Source organism: Aeromicrobium sp. IC_218 (assembly GCF_004336805.1).
Taxonomy (GTDB): domain Bacteria; phylum Actinomycetota; class Actinomycetes; order Propionibacteriales; family Nocardioidaceae; genus Aeromicrobium.
Genome location: NZ_SJXM01000002.1, coordinates 45,167 through 61,228 on the forward strand (window position 1 = coordinate 45,167; position 16,062 = coordinate 61,228).

16 protein-coding genes are annotated in these 16,062 nt (G+C 72.2%); 7 read left to right on the forward strand and 9 right to left on the reverse strand.

Annotated features, from left to right (window positions below; all coding sequences use genetic code 11):
- Positions 1 to 20 precede the first annotated feature (20 nt).
- Together sufB and E0W78_RS02335 are read right to left on the reverse strand one after the other, a co-directional pair.
- The gene (sufB, locus tag E0W78_RS02330) at positions 21 to 1,457 is read right to left on the reverse strand and encodes a Fe-S cluster assembly protein SufB (RefSeq protein ID WP_131402249.1); all 1,437 of its coding nucleotides are present in this window, start codon (positions 1,455 to 1,457) and stop codon (positions 21 to 23) included.
- Positions 1,454 to 2,134, reverse strand: a complete 681-nt coding sequence (locus E0W78_RS02335) for a metalloregulator ArsR/SmtB family transcription factor (RefSeq protein ID WP_131402250.1) — start codon at positions 2,132 to 2,134, stop codon at positions 1,454 to 1,456. Before E0W78_RS02335 ends, sufB begins: the two co-directional genes overlap by 4 nt.
- A gap of 135 nt (positions 2,135 to 2,269) precedes the next feature.
- Here E0W78_RS02335 and E0W78_RS02340 point away from each other — a divergent pair, with 135 nt between their 5' ends.
- Positions 2,270 to 3,328 (forward strand): DNA primase small subunit domain-containing protein, encoded by a 1,059-nt coding sequence (locus tag E0W78_RS02340; protein WP_131402251.1) that lies wholly within the window; start codon positions 2,270 to 2,272, stop codon positions 3,326 to 3,328.
- 1 nt (position 3,329) lies between these two features.
- On the opposite strand, the gene E0W78_RS02345 is transcribed toward E0W78_RS02340, so the two are convergent.
- From E0W78_RS02345 to E0W78_RS02365, 5 genes are all read right to left on the reverse strand, one after another.
- Entirely contained in the window at positions 3,330 to 4,475 is a 1,146-nt protein-coding gene (locus tag E0W78_RS02345; RefSeq protein ID WP_131402252.1) for a GGDEF domain-containing protein, read from the reverse strand.
- Entirely contained in the window at positions 4,472 to 5,632 is a 1,161-nt protein-coding gene (locus E0W78_RS02350) for a GGDEF domain-containing protein (protein ID WP_131402253.1), read from the reverse strand. Before E0W78_RS02350 ends, E0W78_RS02345 begins: the two co-directional genes overlap by 4 nt.
- Positions 5,633 to 5,726: 94 nt before the next feature.
- Complete coding sequence (locus E0W78_RS02355; protein ID WP_131402254.1) at positions 5,727 to 5,978, reverse strand: hypothetical protein; 252 nt, start codon at positions 5,976 to 5,978, stop codon at positions 5,727 to 5,729.
- 43 nt (positions 5,979 to 6,021) lie between these two features.
- The gene (locus E0W78_RS02360) at positions 6,022 to 6,879 is read right to left on the reverse strand and encodes a hypothetical protein (RefSeq protein ID WP_131402255.1); all 858 of its coding nucleotides are present in this window, start codon (positions 6,877 to 6,879) and stop codon (positions 6,022 to 6,024) included.
- Positions 6,880 to 7,032: 153 nt separating this feature from the next.
- Complete coding sequence (locus E0W78_RS02365; RefSeq protein ID WP_131402256.1) at positions 7,033 to 7,767, reverse strand: acyltransferase; 735 nt, start codon at positions 7,765 to 7,767, stop codon at positions 7,033 to 7,035.
- A gap of 103 nt (positions 7,768 to 7,870) precedes the next feature.
- Between E0W78_RS02365 and E0W78_RS02370 the strand changes: the two genes are divergently transcribed.
- Both E0W78_RS02370 and E0W78_RS02375 read left to right on the forward strand, forming a co-directional pair.
- Positions 7,871 to 8,671, forward strand: coding sequence for a GTP pyrophosphokinase family protein (locus E0W78_RS02370; RefSeq protein ID WP_242686193.1), 801 nt, complete (start codon positions 7,871 to 7,873; stop codon positions 8,669 to 8,671).
- A 372-nt stretch (positions 8,672 to 9,043) separates the two neighbouring features.
- On the forward strand, positions 9,044 to 10,354 hold the full coding sequence (locus E0W78_RS02375) for an HNH endonuclease signature motif containing protein (RefSeq protein WP_131402257.1): 1,311 nt from the start codon (positions 9,044 to 9,046) through the stop codon (positions 10,352 to 10,354).
- 5 nt (positions 10,355 to 10,359) lie between these two features.
- Here the strand turns inward: E0W78_RS02375 and E0W78_RS02380 are convergent, their stop codons facing one another.
- Positions 10,360 to 11,451, reverse strand: a complete 1,092-nt coding sequence (locus E0W78_RS02380; protein ID WP_131402258.1) for an ATP-dependent DNA ligase — start codon at positions 11,449 to 11,451, stop codon at positions 10,360 to 10,362.
- Positions 11,452 to 11,525: 74 nt separating this feature from the next.
- Between E0W78_RS02380 and E0W78_RS02385 the strand changes: the two genes are divergently transcribed.
- On the forward strand, positions 11,526 to 13,052 hold the full coding sequence (locus tag E0W78_RS02385; RefSeq protein WP_131402259.1) for an ATP-dependent DNA ligase: 1,527 nt from the start codon (positions 11,526 to 11,528) through the stop codon (positions 13,050 to 13,052).
- Positions 13,053 to 13,056: 4 nt separating this feature from the next.
- Here the strand turns inward: E0W78_RS02385 and E0W78_RS02390 are convergent, their stop codons facing one another.
- A complete protein-coding gene (locus E0W78_RS02390; RefSeq protein WP_131402260.1) occupies positions 13,057 to 13,389 on the reverse strand; it encodes a VOC family protein in 333 nt (110 codons plus the stop codon).
- Between the two features lie 82 nt (positions 13,390 to 13,471).
- Here E0W78_RS02390 and E0W78_RS02395 point away from each other — a divergent pair, with 82 nt between their 5' ends.
- The 3 genes from E0W78_RS02395 to E0W78_RS02405 are packed head-to-tail and all read left to right on the forward strand — an operon-like array spanning position 13,472 to position 16,061.
- Positions 13,472 to 14,392, forward strand: coding sequence for an ABC transporter ATP-binding protein (locus tag E0W78_RS02395; protein ID WP_242686194.1), 921 nt, complete (start codon positions 13,472 to 13,474; stop codon positions 14,390 to 14,392).
- A complete protein-coding gene (locus E0W78_RS02400; protein ID WP_131402261.1) occupies positions 14,389 to 15,165 on the forward strand; it encodes an ABC transporter permease in 777 nt (258 codons plus the stop codon). Before E0W78_RS02395 ends, E0W78_RS02400 begins: the two co-directional genes overlap by 4 nt.
- Before the next feature lie 2 nt (positions 15,166 to 15,167).
- Complete coding sequence (locus E0W78_RS02405) at positions 15,168 to 16,061, forward strand: COX15/CtaA family protein (RefSeq protein ID WP_242686195.1); 894 nt, start codon at positions 15,168 to 15,170, stop codon at positions 16,059 to 16,061.
- The last annotated feature ends 1 nt before the right edge of the window (position 16,062 follow it).

The window sequence follows — 16,062 nt, forward strand, 5'->3', positions numbered from 1 at the left end:
GGGACGGGGACGGACCGGCGTCAGCCGACCGCGCCCTCCATCTGCAGCTCGATGAGGCGGTTGAGCTCGAGGGCGTACTCCATCGGCAGCTCACGGGCGATCGGCTCGACGAAGCCGCGCACGATCATCGCCATGGCCTCGTCCTCCTCCATGCCGCGCGACATGAAGTAGAAGAGCTGGTCGTCGCTGACCTTGGAGACCGTGGCCTCGTGGCCGAGCGTGACGTCGTCCTCGCGGACGTCGACGTACGGGTACGTGTCCGAGCGGCTGATCTGGTCGACGAGCAGCGCGTCGCACTTGACCGTGCTGGCCGAGCCCTCGGCGCCCTCGAGCACCTGCAGCAGGCCGCGGTAGGACGTGCGTCCGCCGCCACGGGCGACCGACTTGCTCAGGATCGAGCTGGACGTGTTGGGGGCGGCGTGCACCATCTTGGCGCCGGCGTCCTGGTGCTGGCCCTCGCCGGCGAAGGCGATCGACAGCGTCTCGCCCTTGGCGTGCTCGCCCATGAGGTAGACGGCCGGGTACTTCATGGTGACCTTGGAGCCGATGTTGCCGTCGACCCACTCCATCGTCGCGCCCTCCTCGCAGACGGCGCGCTTGGTGACCAGGTTGTACACGTTGTTCGACCAGTTCTGGATCGTCGTGTAGCGGACGCGGGCGCCCTTCTTCACGATGATCTCGACGACCGCGGAGTGCAGCGAGTCCGAGGAGTAGATCGGGGCGGTGCAGCCCTCGACGTAGTGGACGTAGGAGTCCTCGTCGGCGATGATCAGCGTCCGCTCGAACTGGCCCATGTTCTCGGTGTTGATGCGGAAGTAGGCCTGCAGCGGGATGTCGACGTGGACGCCCTTGGGCACGTAGATGAACGAGCCGCCGGACCACACGGCCGTGTTCAGCGCGGCGAACTTGTTGTCGCCGACCGGGATGACCGTGCCGAAGTACTCCTGGAAGATCTCCGGGTGCTCCTTGAGCGCGGTGTCGGTGTCCAGGAACAGCACGCCCTGGGCCTCGAGGTCCTCGCGGATGGAGTGGTAGACGACCTCGGACTCGTACTGGGCCGCGACGCCGGACACGAGACGCTGCTTCTCGGCCTCGGGGATGCCCAGCTTGTCGTAGGTGTTCTTGATGTCCTCGGGCAGGTCGTCCCACGTGGCGGCCTGCTTCTCGGTGGACCGCACGAAGTACTTGATGTTGTCGAAGTCGATGCCGTCGAGGTCGGCGCCCCACGCGGGCATCGGCTTGCGGCCGAAGAGCTTGAGGCCCTTCAGGCGCAGGTCGAGCATCCACTGCGGCTCGTCCTTGAGCCCGGAGATGTTGCGCACGACGTCCTCGTTGAGCCCGCGCTGCACGTTCGCGCCGGCGACGTCCGCGTCGGCCCAGCCGAACTCGTAGCGGCCGACGTCCTTGAGCCCGGGGTTGAGCTCCTCGATCGAGTTGGTCTCCTGCGAGATGGTCATGCGTGGCGCCTCTCTGCCTGGACGGTGGTTCGGGGAAGGAACGTGGTGCAGACGCCGTCGCCGTGGGCGATCGTCGCCAGCCTCTGGACATGGGTGCCGAGCACCCGGGAGAACATCTCGGCCTCGGCCTCGCACAGCTCGGGGAACTCCCCCGCGACGTGCGCGACCGGGCAGTGGTGCTGGCACATCTGCTCGCCGCGGTCGGTCGAGATGACCGACGCCGCGAAGCCGTCGCCGCTGAGCGCCTCGGCGAGCACGCGGGCGCGCTCGTCGGGCTCGGCGGCCTCGACCGCGGTGCGCAGGCCGTCCTCGAGCTCGGCCAGCCGGTGCCGCGCGAACGCGTCGACGGCGGCGTCGCCACCGGTGCGGCGCAGGAAGCGCAGCGCCTCGGCGGCGAGGTCATCGTAGGCGTGCTCGAACTGGTCACGGCCGGCGTCGGTCAGGGCGAACACCTTGGCCGGACGACCACGACCGCGCGGGGCGTTGAGCCGCTGCTCGGACGCCGCGACGTGCCCCTCGGCGACCAGCTGGTCGAGGTGACGCCGCACGGCGGCAGGCGTCAGCGACAGACGCTCGGCCAGCGCGACCGCGGTGGAGGGCCCGTGCTCGAGGATGCTCTGGGCCACACGCGAACGCGTCGGGGCGTCGTCGGACGACGACTTCTCGACAGTGCGCATGCTTTTCACAACAGCAGTGTGACGTTAATGATTCCCCCCGTTCAACGAAGGTCACCCTCAGTGGCCCGGGTCACGCCGCCGCCGGGGCCGTCCGCCCACCGGGCCGGCGGCCCCGTACGCCCCTAGGGTGACGCCATGGCGAGCAGCGCGACCGAGATCGAGGCCGGCGGGCGCACCGTGCGGATCTCCAGCCCCGAGCGGGTCATCTACGAGGCCACCCCGTGGTCGGCGGAGGTCACCAAGCTGATGGTGGCCGAGTACTACGTGGCGGTCGAGGACGGCATCATGCGCGCGCTGCGCGAGCGTCCGACCACGCTGGAGCGCTGGCCCAAGGGCTTCCGCGAGGACATGGTGATGGCGACGCGGGCCGACGGTCACGGCGACGCGTTCTACCAGAAGCGCGTCCCTCAGGGCGCTCCCGAGTACCTGGAGTCGGCGCGCATCCAGTTCCCGTCCGGGCGCCACGCCGACGAGATCTGCCCGACCGAGGTGGCCGTCGTGGCCTGGGCCGCGCACATGGGCACGCTCACCTTCCACCCCTGGCCGGTGCGTCGCACGGACGTCGAGCACCCCGACGAGCTGCGCATCGACCTCGACCCGCAGCCGGGCGCCACGTTCGCCGACGCCCGCCGTGTGGCCCGCACGGCGCGGGCGCTGCTGGAGGAGATCGGCATCCGCGGCTTCCCCAAGACCAGCGGCAACCGCGGCGTGCACGTCTACGTGCGCATCGAGCCGCGCTGGTCGTTCACCGAGCTGCGTCACGCCGCGATCGCCTTCGGCCGCGAGCTCGGCCGGCGCACCGACGGCGTCACGGTGAGCTGGTGGAAGGAGGAGCGGCCGGAGGGGTCGATCTTCGTCGACTACAACCAGAACGCCCGCGACCGCACGATCGCCAGCGCCTACAGCCTGCGCGCCAAGCCGGGCGCCCCGGTCTCCACTCCCCTGACCTGGGACGAGCTCGACGGGCTCGACGACCCGCGCACGCTCAACCTGCACACCGTGCCGCAGCGCCTGGACGAGCTGGGCGACGCGCACGCCGAGATCGACGACGTCGCGCACTCGCTCGACACGATGCTCGAGTGGCACGCCCGCGACGAGGAGCAGGGCCACGGCGACCTGCCCTATCCCCCGGACTACCCGAAGATGCCCGGCGAGCCGAAGCGCGTCCAGCCCTCGCGCGAGCGCAAGGAGTAGGTCAGGCCGCGACGACGGTGGTCGCGCGGCCGGCCGCCTTGGCCGCGTACAGCGCGGCGTCCGCCCGGCCGATCACGTCCGCCCAGGCGGCGCCGTTCACCACCTCGACGACGCCGAAGCTCGCCGTCACCGGCGGGAGCCCACGCTCGACGCACAGCGCGTCGAGACCGGACTGCACCGACTCCAGGACGCGCCGAGCCCCGTCGGGATCGGCCCCGGCGAGCAGCAGGCCGAACTCCTCGCCGCCGTAGCGGCCGACGACGTCCAGGGCCCGCACCCGCGCCCGGCACGCGTCGGCGAACGCCACCAGCACCCGGTCGCCGACGTCGTGACCGAAGTGGTCGTTGACGTCCTTGAACCGGTCGAGGTCGGCGAGCACGAGCGCGCAGCGCACGCCCCGCCGGTGGGTGTCGCGCTTGAGCGAGCGGGCGTTCTCGACGAACGCGGTGCGGTTCAGCAGACCCGTGAGGGGGTCGGTGGTGGCCTGCACCCGCAGGTCGTTGCGCTCCTGCTCGTAGGTGAGCGCCGACATGCTGAACGTCGCCCCGACCAGGAGCACCGACAGGACGACCGTCGTCGTCTGGAACCCGAACACGTCCAGGAACAGACCGCTGTCCGGGCCGATCGTCAGCAGGGCGACCAGGCGGGCGGAGTAGTAGCCCGCGACCACGACGCCGCACCAGGCGGTCGCCCGCCGCATCCGTCCGGCCTGGGTCGGCAGCGACGACCACATGGCTCGCGCGGCGCCACCGAAGCCGGTCGCCACGCCGGCGTACAGCGCCCAGGCGCCGGTCCACACGTCGTCGGCCGGGTCCCCGGCCAGGCAGACGCCCAGGACGAGGCCGGGCAGGACGAGGTGCACGGCGGTCGGCAGCGACCCGCCGTCCAGGCTTCGGGCGGCCCGCCACACGACCGTGGCTCCCAGCACCATGAGCGCGCTCGCCGCGGGGAGCGTCCAGCCCTGGACGGCGGTCTCGCCACCGAGCGACAGCACCGAGGCGACGGCGAGCACCACGAGCGCCACGCACCACAGGCCGACGTAGCGTGCCCGGGTGGAGCGGTAGCTGGCACCCACGCACAGGACCAGGGCCGAGAGGAGCACGACGCCCATCTCCAGGCGCATCGAGAACGCGTCGAGCCCGCTCATTCCCGGCCTCGTCGCCCGACGACCACACGGTCGCGTCCCTCGGCCTTGGCCCGGTACAGGGCCTGGTCGGCCTCGACGAGCAGCTGGGCGAACGGGACGTCCTGGGGCACCTCGACCAGGCCGAAGCTGATGGTCGCCGAGGGCATCCCGGCCGACTCCTGCACGATGCGCAAGCGGTGACCGATCTCCTCGCACACCCGGCTCGCGTCCTCCGGCGTGGCGCCGGCGAGCATGAGCACGAACTCCTCGCCGCCGAAGCGACCCACCAGGTCCATGGAGCGCACCGTCGCCCGGCAGGCCTCGGCGAACCCGATGAGCACGCGGTCCCCCGCCTCGTGGCCGTAGGTGTCGTTGACCTGCTTGAAGTGGTCGAGGTCGGCCATGGCCAGCACGCACGGGACGTCCCGGCGCTCGGCGTCCCGGCGGAGCAGCTCGGCCCGCTCCAGGAAGGTGCGCCGGTTGAGCAGTCCGGTGAGCCCGTCCGACGCCGCGCGCCGGCGCAGGTCGGCCGTCTGCTGCTCGTAGCTCAGCGCGGTCATGCTGAAGGTCGCGCCGACGAGCAGGAAGGTCATGACGATCGTCGTCATGGACGTGCCGAACAGGTCGATGAACCACACGCTGTCGGGGCCGAAGGCCATGAAGGTGACGAACCGGCCGAGGTAGTAGACCGACACGACGTACCCCGTCGCGGAGGTCGCACGGCGCAGCGTGCCGGCGTGGGTGCGACGCGTCGTCCACATGACCCACGACGCGAGGGCGATGAGCACGCTGACGGCGGGGAAGAGCGCCCACGCGCCGGCCCAGGAGTTCGTCGCCGGCGAGTCGGCCAGCGCCGAGAGCAGCACCATCGCCGGGACGACGAGGACGACCCAGCGGGGCCAGCGCGGGCGTCCGTCGAGCGTGCGGGCCGCGCGCCAGATGAGCCAGGCGCCCAGGGCGTACAGCGCGCTGCCGAGCGGGTTGGCCCACCACTGCACCGCGGTGCCGTCGCCCAGGTAGGCGATCGTGCCGGCCGCGATGGCCAGCAGCGCCAGGCACCACAGGCCGACGTAGCGCGAGCGGGTGGAACGGTAGGTGACGCCGTAGAAGAGCACGAGCGTGGTCACGAGGACGACGCCGAGCTCCAGGCGCATCGACGTCGCATCCAGGTGGGGCACGCGCGTCTGATCGGCGTCCGGCGTCCGGACCTCAGTCGAATCATCCGGTGATGTTCGCAACGATCGCCCTGGCTGCGCGTCCCTGCGACGCACGTCACCAGCCGGTCTCGTTGGGGTCGGCCCAGACCGGCGACATCTGGCGCGCGTCGACCCAGCGCTGCACGAGCTGGGGGTCGCGCTTGCTGTCGTCGAGATAGGTGACGAGCGCCTCCCAGGACGTGCCGTGACGGCGCCAGGCGATCACCAGCCCCGGCCTCGGGTGCTGCTTGCCGACCGCGCGGACCCAGACGAAGCGGGCGCGCCGCGGCCGCGGCCACGCGTCCCGCCGACCCGGATTCGCTCCCACGGACGAACGATAGAACATCCGTTCGAACGACGGCGCGGGCAGGCTAGGTGGTCAGCACCTCGGCGAGCCGGTCGGCCGCGGACGCGTCCGCGTAGGGCAGGAAGAGCGACGGCTCGACGAGCTCCACCTCCAGCACGCGGTGGCCGCCGTCGTCGTGCCGGACGAGGTCGATGCGCGCGTACGCCGGCGTGCCGAGCCGCTCCTCGACGTGAGCCATGGCTGCGTCAGCAGCAGCGCGCTGCTCGGCCGTGGCCTCGTGCGGCGCGTTGGTCTCCTCCGCGAACAACGTCTCGACGACGCCCGCCCGCGGGAGCGCCACCCGCTTGCTGGCGGCGTGGCTGTAGCGGCCGCCGAGGTAGACCAGGGCCCACTCCCCGTCCGTCGCCACGGACGCCACGTACGGCTGGACGAGCACGACCTGCCCGGCGGCGTGCAGGCGTTCGACGTGCTCGCGGGCCACGGCGTGCTGGTCCGGCCCGTACGACGCGGCGTCCTTGCTGCCGGCGCCGACGGCGGGCTTGACGACGAAGTCACCGGCGGGGAGGTCGACGGACTCCCCCGGCGCGACGAACACGGTGTCGGTGATCGGCACCCCGGCCTCGTCGAGCTCGGCCAGGTACCGCTTGTCGATGCTCCAGCGCACGGTGCGGGGCTCGTTGACCACCTCGGTCAGCGCCGCGGTCGCGTCCAGCCAGGCCAGGAAGTCCGCCAGGCGGGCCGGGTAGTCCCACGGCGAGCGCAGCACCACGCGGTCGTAGCCGGCCCAGTCGACCGCCGGGTCGTCCCAGTCGACGACGTCCACGTCCACCCCGGTGCGGGCGAGCGCCGCGAGCGCCACCGCCTCGTCCTCGTCCTGGCCGCGGGCCTCGCGTGCGGTGACCCACGCCAGTCGTCCGATCATGGGCCCACCGTAGGCCCGCCGAGCCCGGGATCGCAGGCGTTCTCGAGGTGCGGACCCGCTCCGACGGGCCTATCCTGGAGGCAAGCACGACGGCAACACTCAGCAGAAGGCCCCCGGCGCGTCACGCACCGCCGGGGGCTTTTGCGCGCCCGGTCAGCCGCGACGCAGACGACGGGCCACCCGCCGCGCCAGGGACGGCCTCGCCGGCGTCTCCTCGGTGAGCGCCCAGTACGGGGTGCGCAGCTCCTCGGGCCACGCGGACTTGTCGCGCGGGTCCATCGACAGGTGGGGTCGCTCCCACGCGACGTCGCGGCGGACCACCCGGGCGGGCGCGCCGACCACGACCACGTTGTTGGGCACGCGCCCGGTGACGACCGCGCGGAGGCCGACGACGCTGCCGTCGCCGATGCGCGCACCGCCGAGCAGCACCGACTGCAGGCCGAGCCACACGTGGGCGCCGACGCGGATGTCGCGGGCGGTGTTCACGCGCCGGCCGCTGCGGACGTCGTAGATGGCGTGCCCGTCGTCGCTGCGGATCTGCACGTCGCTGGCCATCATGACGTCCTGGCCGATGACGACCGTGGCGCCCTCGACTGCGCTGATGTTCGCCTTGGACGTCGAGGACACGCGGGGGCCGATCTTCACCTGCGAGCCGCCGCCCACCCGGATGCCCGCCCGCAGGGTGACGCCCCGGCTCGGCCCGATCCTGACGCGTCCCCCGTCGCCGTCGAACTGGACGATGAGGTCCGGCGTCCTGACCTTGGTCGCGACCGTCAGGACGTTGTCGCTGCCGTGGAAGGTGACCTTCACGGGGAAGGGCTCACCGTCGTACTCGATGCGGTTGCCTCGCTCGTCGGCGTAGGACTCCAGCGTGGTGATCACCTGCACGTCGAGCAGCGTATCGGGGCCGGGCCGTCCGGCTCGCCGGCCGTCCGCCCGGTCGCCGGACGTGGGCCAGGCCACGTCCCCGGCCGTCACGTACGGTGTCCGTGTGGCATCCGATGCGTCGATCGACCCCAACCTCGAGCTCCCGGCCGAGGTGCTGGACCGCTCCCTGGGCGACGGGGTCGACGCCGAGCACCTGCGCGAGATGCGCCAGGAGTTCACCCGGTTCATGATGCGCTACAAGTTCGGCATGGAGCAGGTCGTCACCAAGCTGAACATCCTGCGCGACGAGTTCGCCCACCTGCACGACTACAACCCGATCGAGCACCTGGCCTCGCGGCTCAAGTCGCCCGAGAGCCTGCTCGAGAAGGCGCAGCGCAAGAGCTGCCCGATCACCTTCGAGGCGTTCCGCGAGCACATCACCGACATCGCCGGCGTCCGTGTCACCTGCAGCTTCGTGTCGGACGTCTACCACGTGTTCGACATGCTGACGTCCCAGGACGACGTGCAGATCGTGGACGTCCGCGACTACATCGCCGAGCCCAAGCCGAACGGCTACCGCAGCCTGCACGTGCTCGTCCAGGTGCCGGTGTTCCTGTCCGACGGCGTCGTGCCGGTGACCGTCGAGGTGCAGCTGCGCACCATCGCGATGGACTTCTGGGCCAGCCTCGAGCACAAGATCTACTACAAGTACCGCGACGCGGTGCCCGAGAACCTGCTCGGCGGCCTCAAGGAGGCGGCCGAGACCGCCGCCACCCTGGACTCGACGATGGAGATGCTCCACGCCGAGGTCCGCTCGATGAACGACCTGCCCCGCGACCTCGTCTCGGACGTCCGCGACCGGGCCGAGGCCGCGTCCACGCAGGTGCTGCTCGAGCAGCTCCGCCGCCTCGGCGAGGACTCGTAGGTCCTCCTCCGGCCCGAGGGCCGAGTGATCCCGCTCCTGGAGCTTGTCGTAAGGAGCCTCGGTGCGTGGGCAGCCGAGGGGCTGACGACGAGGCGCTCGGGAGCGTGACGCCTCGGCTTGTCGGCTCGCTTGACCCCGCTCCTTGAGCTTGTCGAAAGGAGCCTTGGGTGCGTGCTCGCCCGAGGGGCTGATGACGAGGCGGTTGGGTGGGTGACGCGGTGAGTCTGTCGGCTCGCTCGAGCCCGCTCCTTGAGCTTGTCGAAAGGGAGCCTGTCGAAGCGTCGAAAACATCTGCGATTGCAGTGGATTCCGCGTTGTTCCTGTCACCACCGCGAGGTAGGATAGAACAAACGTTCGACACGGGGGTTTCGGATGATCAGCGACCAGGTTCAGGCACTGCTGGCGGAGTCCAGCGCGCTCGAGCCATGGACGCTGACGGACCGTGAGATCCGGGCTGAGCTGCAGGCTGCCGCTCAGGCTGCGTCCGCGCTCCAAGCGCTGACTGTCCGACTCACGGCGGCAGCGGCGGACCGTGGTCTACCGCGTGAGGACGGCTGCACGTCGCCGACGGTGTGGTTGGCCAGCACCACGAACGTCTCCAAGCGCGAGGCGTCGAAGCTGGTCTCGTTGACTCGTCTCGATCCGACCCGTGGACGCATCACGCAGGAGCGGTGGAGCACCGGACGGCTCACGACCGAGCAGGCCTCGATCATCCTGAAGGCTCTCGATGCTCTGCCGGAGTGGTTCGTGGACGAGCAGCACGACGACGCCGAAGCCACCCTGCTCGAGCACGCGTCCGAGTTCGGGGCCGACGACCCGCGACGCCTGGCGAACCGGATCGTGGAGGTCGTCGACCCCGACTCGGCCGACGAGATCATCGGCGCCCAGCTCGAGGCGCAGGAGAAGCAAGCCTGGGACGACACCCACCTCTCCATCACCCGCATGGGCAAGGGACGTTCGTCGGTCCGGGGCGTCCTCCCGGACGTGCAGGCCGACATGCTCAAGACCGTCCTCGAAGGACTCGCCTCACCCCGGCGCGACGGTGCCCTCTTCCGCGACGCCGACGGCGACCACTCCGGCACCGAGATCGGCCGGCTCGACCACGCCCGCCGGATGGGCCTCGCGCTGTGTGAGCTGGTCGAGCACCTGCCGCAGGACGCGTTCCCGCAGGCCGGCGGTGTTGCGGCCACGGTGACCATCTCGATGAAGCACGACGACCTCATCCGCGACCTCGGCCGGGCGATGCTCTCCACCGACACCGGGATCTCCGCCTCCCAAGCCCGGCGCCTGGCCTGCAACGCGAGTCTGATCCCCGTGGTTCTCGGCGGCGCGAGCCAGCCGATGGACGTCGGCCGGGCCAAGCGTCTCCACGACAGGTCCCAGCGCATCGCTCTGGCCAAGCGAGACGGCGGATGCTCCTGGAAGGGCTGCGACCGCCCACCCGGCTGGTGCGAAGCCCACCACCTCGTCCCGTGGTCAGAGGGTGGAGAAACATCGGTCGACAACGGCGCCCTGTTCTGCTTCTTCCACCACCACCTGCTCCACGACTCCGACTGGAGCGCGCGACTCGCGGCGGATCAAGTCGTCGAGGTCATCCCACCACCCCGGATCGACCCGCAGCGGCGACCCCTGCGCCACGCCCGCCACGTCAAGCACCGACCCCGCGCCCTCGAACCCGCCTGACGCGGTCACGCTCCCGACAGCACGTCCGCAAGGTCGTACGAGACGACCTCCTCGAGCTGCTCGTACGTGCACGAGGTCGGTTCGCGGTCCAGACGCCACCGCTTGAACTGGGCCAGGTGGCGGAATCGGTCGCCCTCCATGTGCTCGTAGCCCACCTCCAGCACACGCGTGGGGGCCAGCGGGACGAACGAGAGGTCCTTGCCGCCGCTCCAACGACTCTGCCCGCCGGGCAGCCGCCCGGACGCCTGCGCCTCCGCCGACTGCCAACGCGCCCACGGGTGCTCGTCCAGCCCGATGCGCAGCTCCTGCAGCTCGTCGTACAGCTCGGCCCGGCGGGCCTCGGTGAACGAGCCGCAGACGCCGACGTGCTGCAGCGTGCCCTCGTCGTCGTACAGGCCCAGCAGCATCGAGCCCAGCAGCGGGCGCTCCTCGGTGGACGTCTTGTGCAGCCGGTAGCCGGCCAGCACCACGTCCGCCGTCCGGGCGTGCTTGATCTTGAGCATGACCCGGCCGTTCTGCTCGTAGCCGCGGCCCAGCGGCTTCGCCACGACGCCGTCCAGGCCGGCCCCCTCGAAGTGGCCGAACCAGTCCTCGGCCACCGCGGCGTCCGTGGTCGTGCGGGTCAGGTGCACCGGCGGACGGACGTCGGCGAGCGCCTCCTCGAGACGGGCGCGCCGCTGGGAGAACGGGGCCGCGTCCAGGGCCTCGTCGCCCAGCGCGAGCAGGTCGAAGACGACCAGCGAGGCGGGCGTCTGCTCGGCCAGCATCGTCACGCGCGAGGCGGCCGGGTGGATGCGCTGGCTCAGCGTGTCGAAGTCGAGCCGGTCCCCCACGATCGTCACGATCTCCCCGTCGACGACGCAGCGCTCGGGCAGCTCGGCCTTGACCGCCTCGACCACGTCCGGGAAGTACCGCGTGAGCGGCTTGGTCGAGCGGCTCATCAGCTCCACCTCGTCGCCGTCGCGGAAGACGAGGCAGCGGAAGCCGTCCCACTTGGGCTCGTAGAGCAGACCGCCCTCGACCGAGTCGGCGGCGGGGACTCCCTTGACCGACTTGGCGAGCATCGGACGGACGGGCGGCATGACAGGCAGGTCCATGGCCAGACAGTACGGCGCGCGGAGCCGTCGCGCGCCCGGGTTGCCGCGGACCCGCAGCACGCCACGATGGGTGCGTGCTGCTCGCCCGACTGGTCCAGACCTCCGCCGCCGTGGCGGCCACGCGCTCACGGGTCGCCAAGCGGACGCTGCTGGCCGCCGTGCTCGCCGAGGCGTCCGAGGACGACGTCGCCACCGTGGCGTCCTACCTGGCCGGCAGCGCCACGCAGCGGCGCACCGGTGTCGGCTGGCGCGGCCTCACCTCGCTGCCCGACCCGGCGCTCGAGCCCACCCTCACCGTCGACGACGTGGTCACCCGGCTCGACGAGCTCGCCGCCGTCGCGGGCAGCGGCTCGCGCGACCGCCGCCGCGCCCTGGTCGACGACCTCTTCGCCCGGGCCACGCCGGAGGAGCAGACCTGGCTGGTCGGCCTGCTGACCGGCGAGCTCCGCCAGGGCGCGCTCGACAGCCTGGTGCTGGACGCCGTCGCGGAAGCCGCCGACGTGCCGGCCTCCCTCGTCCGGCGTGCCGCCATGCTCGGCGGCGGGCTGACGTCCGTCGCCCACGCGGCCCTGACCGGTGGCACGGACGCGCTGGAGGCGTTCGCCCTCGAGCCCGGACGTCCGGTGCTGCCGATGCTCGCGGCGAGCGCCACCGACGTCCCCGCCGCGGTGGCCAAGGCCGTGCCCGAGGGCCGCGACGTCGTCGTCGACGCCAAGCTCGACGGCATCCGGGTGCAGGTGCACCGCGTCGGCGACGAGGTCCGGGTCTACACGCGCAGCCTCGACGACGTGACCGAGCGGGTGCCCGAGGTGGTCGAGACCGTCGCGGCGCTCGACGTCACCACTGCCGTGCTCGACGGCGAGGCGATCGCCCTGCGCGACGACGGCAGCCCGCGGCCGTTCCAGGAGACCGGCGCCCGCACCGCCAGCCGTACGGACCTCGAGACGCTGCGCACGCGCACGCCACTGACCACGTACGTCTTCGACGTCCTGCACCTGGACGGCGAGGACCTGCTCGACCGTCCGTTGGCCGAGCGGCTCGACCGGCTGCGCGCCACCCTGCCGGCGTCCGCCCAGGTGCCCCGAGTGGTGACGAGCGACCCCGCGGAGGCCGAGGCGTTCTTCCGCACGCTGGTCGCCGCCGGCCACGAGGGCGTCGTGGTGAAGGACCCGGAGGCGCCGTACGAGGCCGGACGTCGTGGGTCGGGCTGGGTGAAGGTCAAGCCCGTGCACACGCTCGACCTCGTGGTGCTGGGCGTCGAGCGGGGCAGCGGACGCCGCAGCGGGCTGCTCTCCAACATCCACCTGGGCGCTCGGGACGGCGACGGGTTCGTCATGCTCGGCAAGACGTTCAAGGGCATGACTGACGAGACCCTGGCCTGGCAGACCGAGCGCTTCCGCGAGCTGGCCACCGACGACGACGGCTACACGGTGACCGTGCGGCCCGAGCAGGTCGTCGAGATCGCCTTCGACGGAGTCCAGCGCTCGACCCGCTATCCCGGCGGCCTCGCGCTGCGCTTCGCCCGCGTCGTCCGCTACCGCGACGACAAGACGTCGGCCGAGGCCGACACCCTCGAGACGGTGCGGACCTTCCTGGGCTGAGGCGCTACCTGCTCGTGTCGACGACGCAGAACACCGTGCCGACCGGGTCGGCGAGCACCACGAAGTCGGCATCGTCCGGGTAGTCCCACGCGACCCGGCGGGCTCCGAGCCCGACGAGACGCTCCACCTCGGCCTGCTGCTCCTCGGCGGAGTCGACCCACAGGTCCAGGTGCGTCCGGTCGTCCTCGTCCAGGTGCAACCGGGCCTCCTGCGGCGCCGACGGCACGAGGAACGCTCCGTCCTCCGGGAGCGGGACATGGCCCAGGGCCTGCGTCCAGAACGCGGCCGCGCGTCCCACGTCCGACACGTTCAGCACCACCGCACCGAGCCTCAGCATGCGCGCCACGGTCACACGGACGCGGCCGCGACGGCAAGAGCCCGGCACCGGGACGACAGGGCCGTCGGCCTAGACTGGCCGGGTGCAAGCACCGGTCGTGGACGTCCGCGGACTCGTCATGCGGTACGGCTCGACCGTCGCCGCCGACGGGCTCGACCTGACCGTGGAACGGGGCACCGTCACCGCGATCCTCGGCCCGAACGGCGCCGGCAAGACCACCACCATCGAGACCTGCGAGGGCTACCGCTCGCCGCAGGAGGGCACCGTCCGGGTGCTCGGCCTCGACCCGGTCGCCGACGCCCGCGAGCTGCGGCCCCGGGTCGGCGTGATGCTGCAGAGCGGCGGCGCGTGGTCCGGCGTCCGGCCGCCCGAGATGCTCCGCCACGTCGCGTCGCTGCACGCCCACCCGCTCGATCCCGACGCGCTCATCGAGCGGCTCGGCCTCGACCGCTCGGCCCGCACGCCGTTCCGCCGGCTGTCGGGCGGCCAGCAGCAGCGCCTCGGCCTGGCGATGGCCGTCGTCGGACGCCCGGAGCTGGTCTTCCTCGACGAGCCCACCGCCGGCCTCGACCCCCAGGCGCGGCGCGCCACGTGGGACCTCGTCGCCGAGCTGCGCGACGCGGGCGTCACCGTCGTGCTCACCACCCACTACATGGACGAGGCCGAGGCGCTGTCGGACGTGGTCCACGTCGTCGACGCCGGACGCGTCATCGCGTCGGGCTCCCCCGCCTCGCTCACCGCCGAGGGCGCGCGCAACACCGTGCGCTTCACCGCCTCGGCCGGCCTGGACGTCGCCGACCTCATGGACGCGCTCGGGCACGGCACCAAGGTGGAGGAGATCGAGCCCGGCTCGTACGTCGTCGCCGGTGACGTCGACCCGGCGCTCGTCGCCGGTGTGACCGCCTGGTGCGCGCGGCAGGGCGTCCTCGTCCAGTCGGTCATGGTCGAGCGGCAGACGCTCGAGGACCGCTTCCTCGACCTCACCGGCCGGAGCCTGCGATGACCCACCTCGACCTCAGCCCGCGTCCGGGCGCCGCGTCCGACGGCGCCATGGTCCGCGCCCAGGCGCTCATGGAGCTGCGCCTGCTGGCCCGCAACGGCGAGCAGCTCGGCATCACGCTCGTCGTGCCGCTGCTGCTGCTCGTGGCCGGAACCAAGGCCGGCAGCATCGTCGACCTCGGCGAAGGACGGCCGATCGACATCCTCGCGCCCGGCGTCCTCGCCCTGGCCGTGCTGTCGGCCTCGTTCACGTCACTGGCCATCGCCACCGGGTTCGAGCGCCGCTACGGCGTCCTGAAGCGGCTCGGGGCCTCCCCGCTCCCCCGGTGGGGCCTGCTGGCCGGCAAGACGCTCGCCGTCGTCGTGGTCGAGGTGGTGCAGGTCGCCGTGCTCGCGGCCGTCGCCTTCGCCCTCGGCTGGCAGCCCGACGGCGGCGTGTCCGGCTGGCTGTGGGCGGCCGTCCTGCTCGTGCTCGGCACCACCGCGTTCGGCTCGCTCGGCCTGCTGATCGCGGGCTCGCTGCGCGCCGAGGCCACGCTCGCGGTCGCCAACCTGGTGTACGTCCTGCTGCTGGTCGGCGGCGGCGTCCTGGTGCCGCTGGAGCGCTACCCCGACGGCGCGCGCGCCGTGCTCGAGCTGCTGCCGTCCGGTGCGCTGGGCCAGGGACTGCGGGACGCCTTCGCGTCCGGCGCGCCCGGTCTGCTGCCCGTCCTCGTCCTCGTGGTCTGGTCCGCCGTCGGCGCGACCGCCACCGCCCGCACCTTCCGCTGGGAGTGACCGTGCTCGACCGTTTCCGTCATCCGACCCGCGGCTTCGTCGTCGGCTGGGCCTGGGCCTCGCTCGTCGCGAACTGCGTCATCGTCGTCACCGGCGGGCTGGTCCGGCTCACCGCGTCCGGGCTGGGCTGCCCGACCTGGCCGCGCTGCACCGACGAGTCGTTCGTCCCGCACGGCGCCCTCGGCCTGCACGGCGTCATCGAGTTCGGCAACCGGCTGCTGACCTACGTGCTCGTGGCCATCGCGATCGCCACTTGGTTCGCCGTCCGCCGTTGGGCGGACGCGCCCGTCCGTGCTTCCGCGCTGACCGTCGCCATCGCGATCGGCATCCCCGCGCAGGGCGTCGTCGGCGGCATCACCGTGCTCACCGACCTCAACCCGTGGGTCGTGTCGCTGCACTTCCTGCTGTCCATGGTGCTCATCTGCCTGTCCGCCTGGCTGCTGCGTCTCGTGCGCGGCGTCGAGCCCGCCCCGGTCGACGCCGGACGCCTGTGGCTCGTGCGCGCCACGTTCGCCGCTATGTGGGTCGTGGTCTACCTCGGCACGATCGTCACCGGCAGCGGCCCGCACGCCGGCGACCTCGACGCCCCGCGCAACGGCCTGCGCCCGGACGTGTGGAGCACCGTCCACGGGTACGCCGTCGTGGTGCTGATCGCGCTGACCGTCGCGGGGCTCGTCGCCCTGCGGAAGGGGCCGCGCACCGCGTTCCTGGCCACCGTCTGGCTGCTCGTCGCCGAGCTGGCCCAGGGCGTCATCGGCTACGTCCAGTACGTCAACGACGTGCCGGTCGTCCTGGTGGCCCTGCACATGGTCGGCGCCACGGTGCTCATGTCGCTCGCCGCGTGGCAGCTGGTCAACGTCCGCGCCCGCGTGGGCACGCCCGTCCGCGTCGGCTGAG

Bases quoted from the DNA above. Each gene is read 5' to 3' on its own strand.
- E0W78_RS02360 (WP_131402255.1), bottom strand. From the start codon at position 6,879: ATGATCGGACGACTGGCGTGGGTCACCGCACGCGAGGCCCGCGGCCAG.
- E0W78_RS02375 (WP_131402257.1), top strand. From the start codon at position 9,044: ATGATCAGCGACCAGGTTCAGGCACTGCTGGCGGAGTCCAGCGCGCTC.
- E0W78_RS02380 (WP_131402258.1), bottom strand. From the start codon at position 11,451: ATGGACCTGCCTGTCATGCCGCCCGTCCGTCCGATGCTCGCCAAGTCG.
- E0W78_RS02335 (WP_131402250.1), bottom strand. From the start codon at position 2,134: ATGCGCACTGTCGAGAAGTCGTCGTCCGACGACGCCCCGACGCGTTCG.
- E0W78_RS02345 (WP_131402252.1), bottom strand. From the start codon at position 4,475: ATGAGCGGGCTCGACGCGTTCTCGATGCGCCTGGAGATGGGCGTCGTG.
- sufB (WP_131402249.1), bottom strand. From the start codon at position 1,457: ATGACCATCTCGCAGGAGACCAACTCGATCGAGGAGCTCAACCCCGGG.
- E0W78_RS02340 (WP_131402251.1), top strand. From the start codon at position 2,270: ATGGCGAGCAGCGCGACCGAGATCGAGGCCGGCGGGCGCACCGTGCGG.
- E0W78_RS02400 (WP_131402261.1), top strand. From the start codon at position 14,389: ATGACCCACCTCGACCTCAGCCCGCGTCCGGGCGCCGCGTCCGACGGC.
- E0W78_RS02390 (WP_131402260.1), bottom strand. From the start codon at position 13,389: ATGCTGAGGCTCGGTGCGGTGGTGCTGAACGTGTCGGACGTGGGACGC.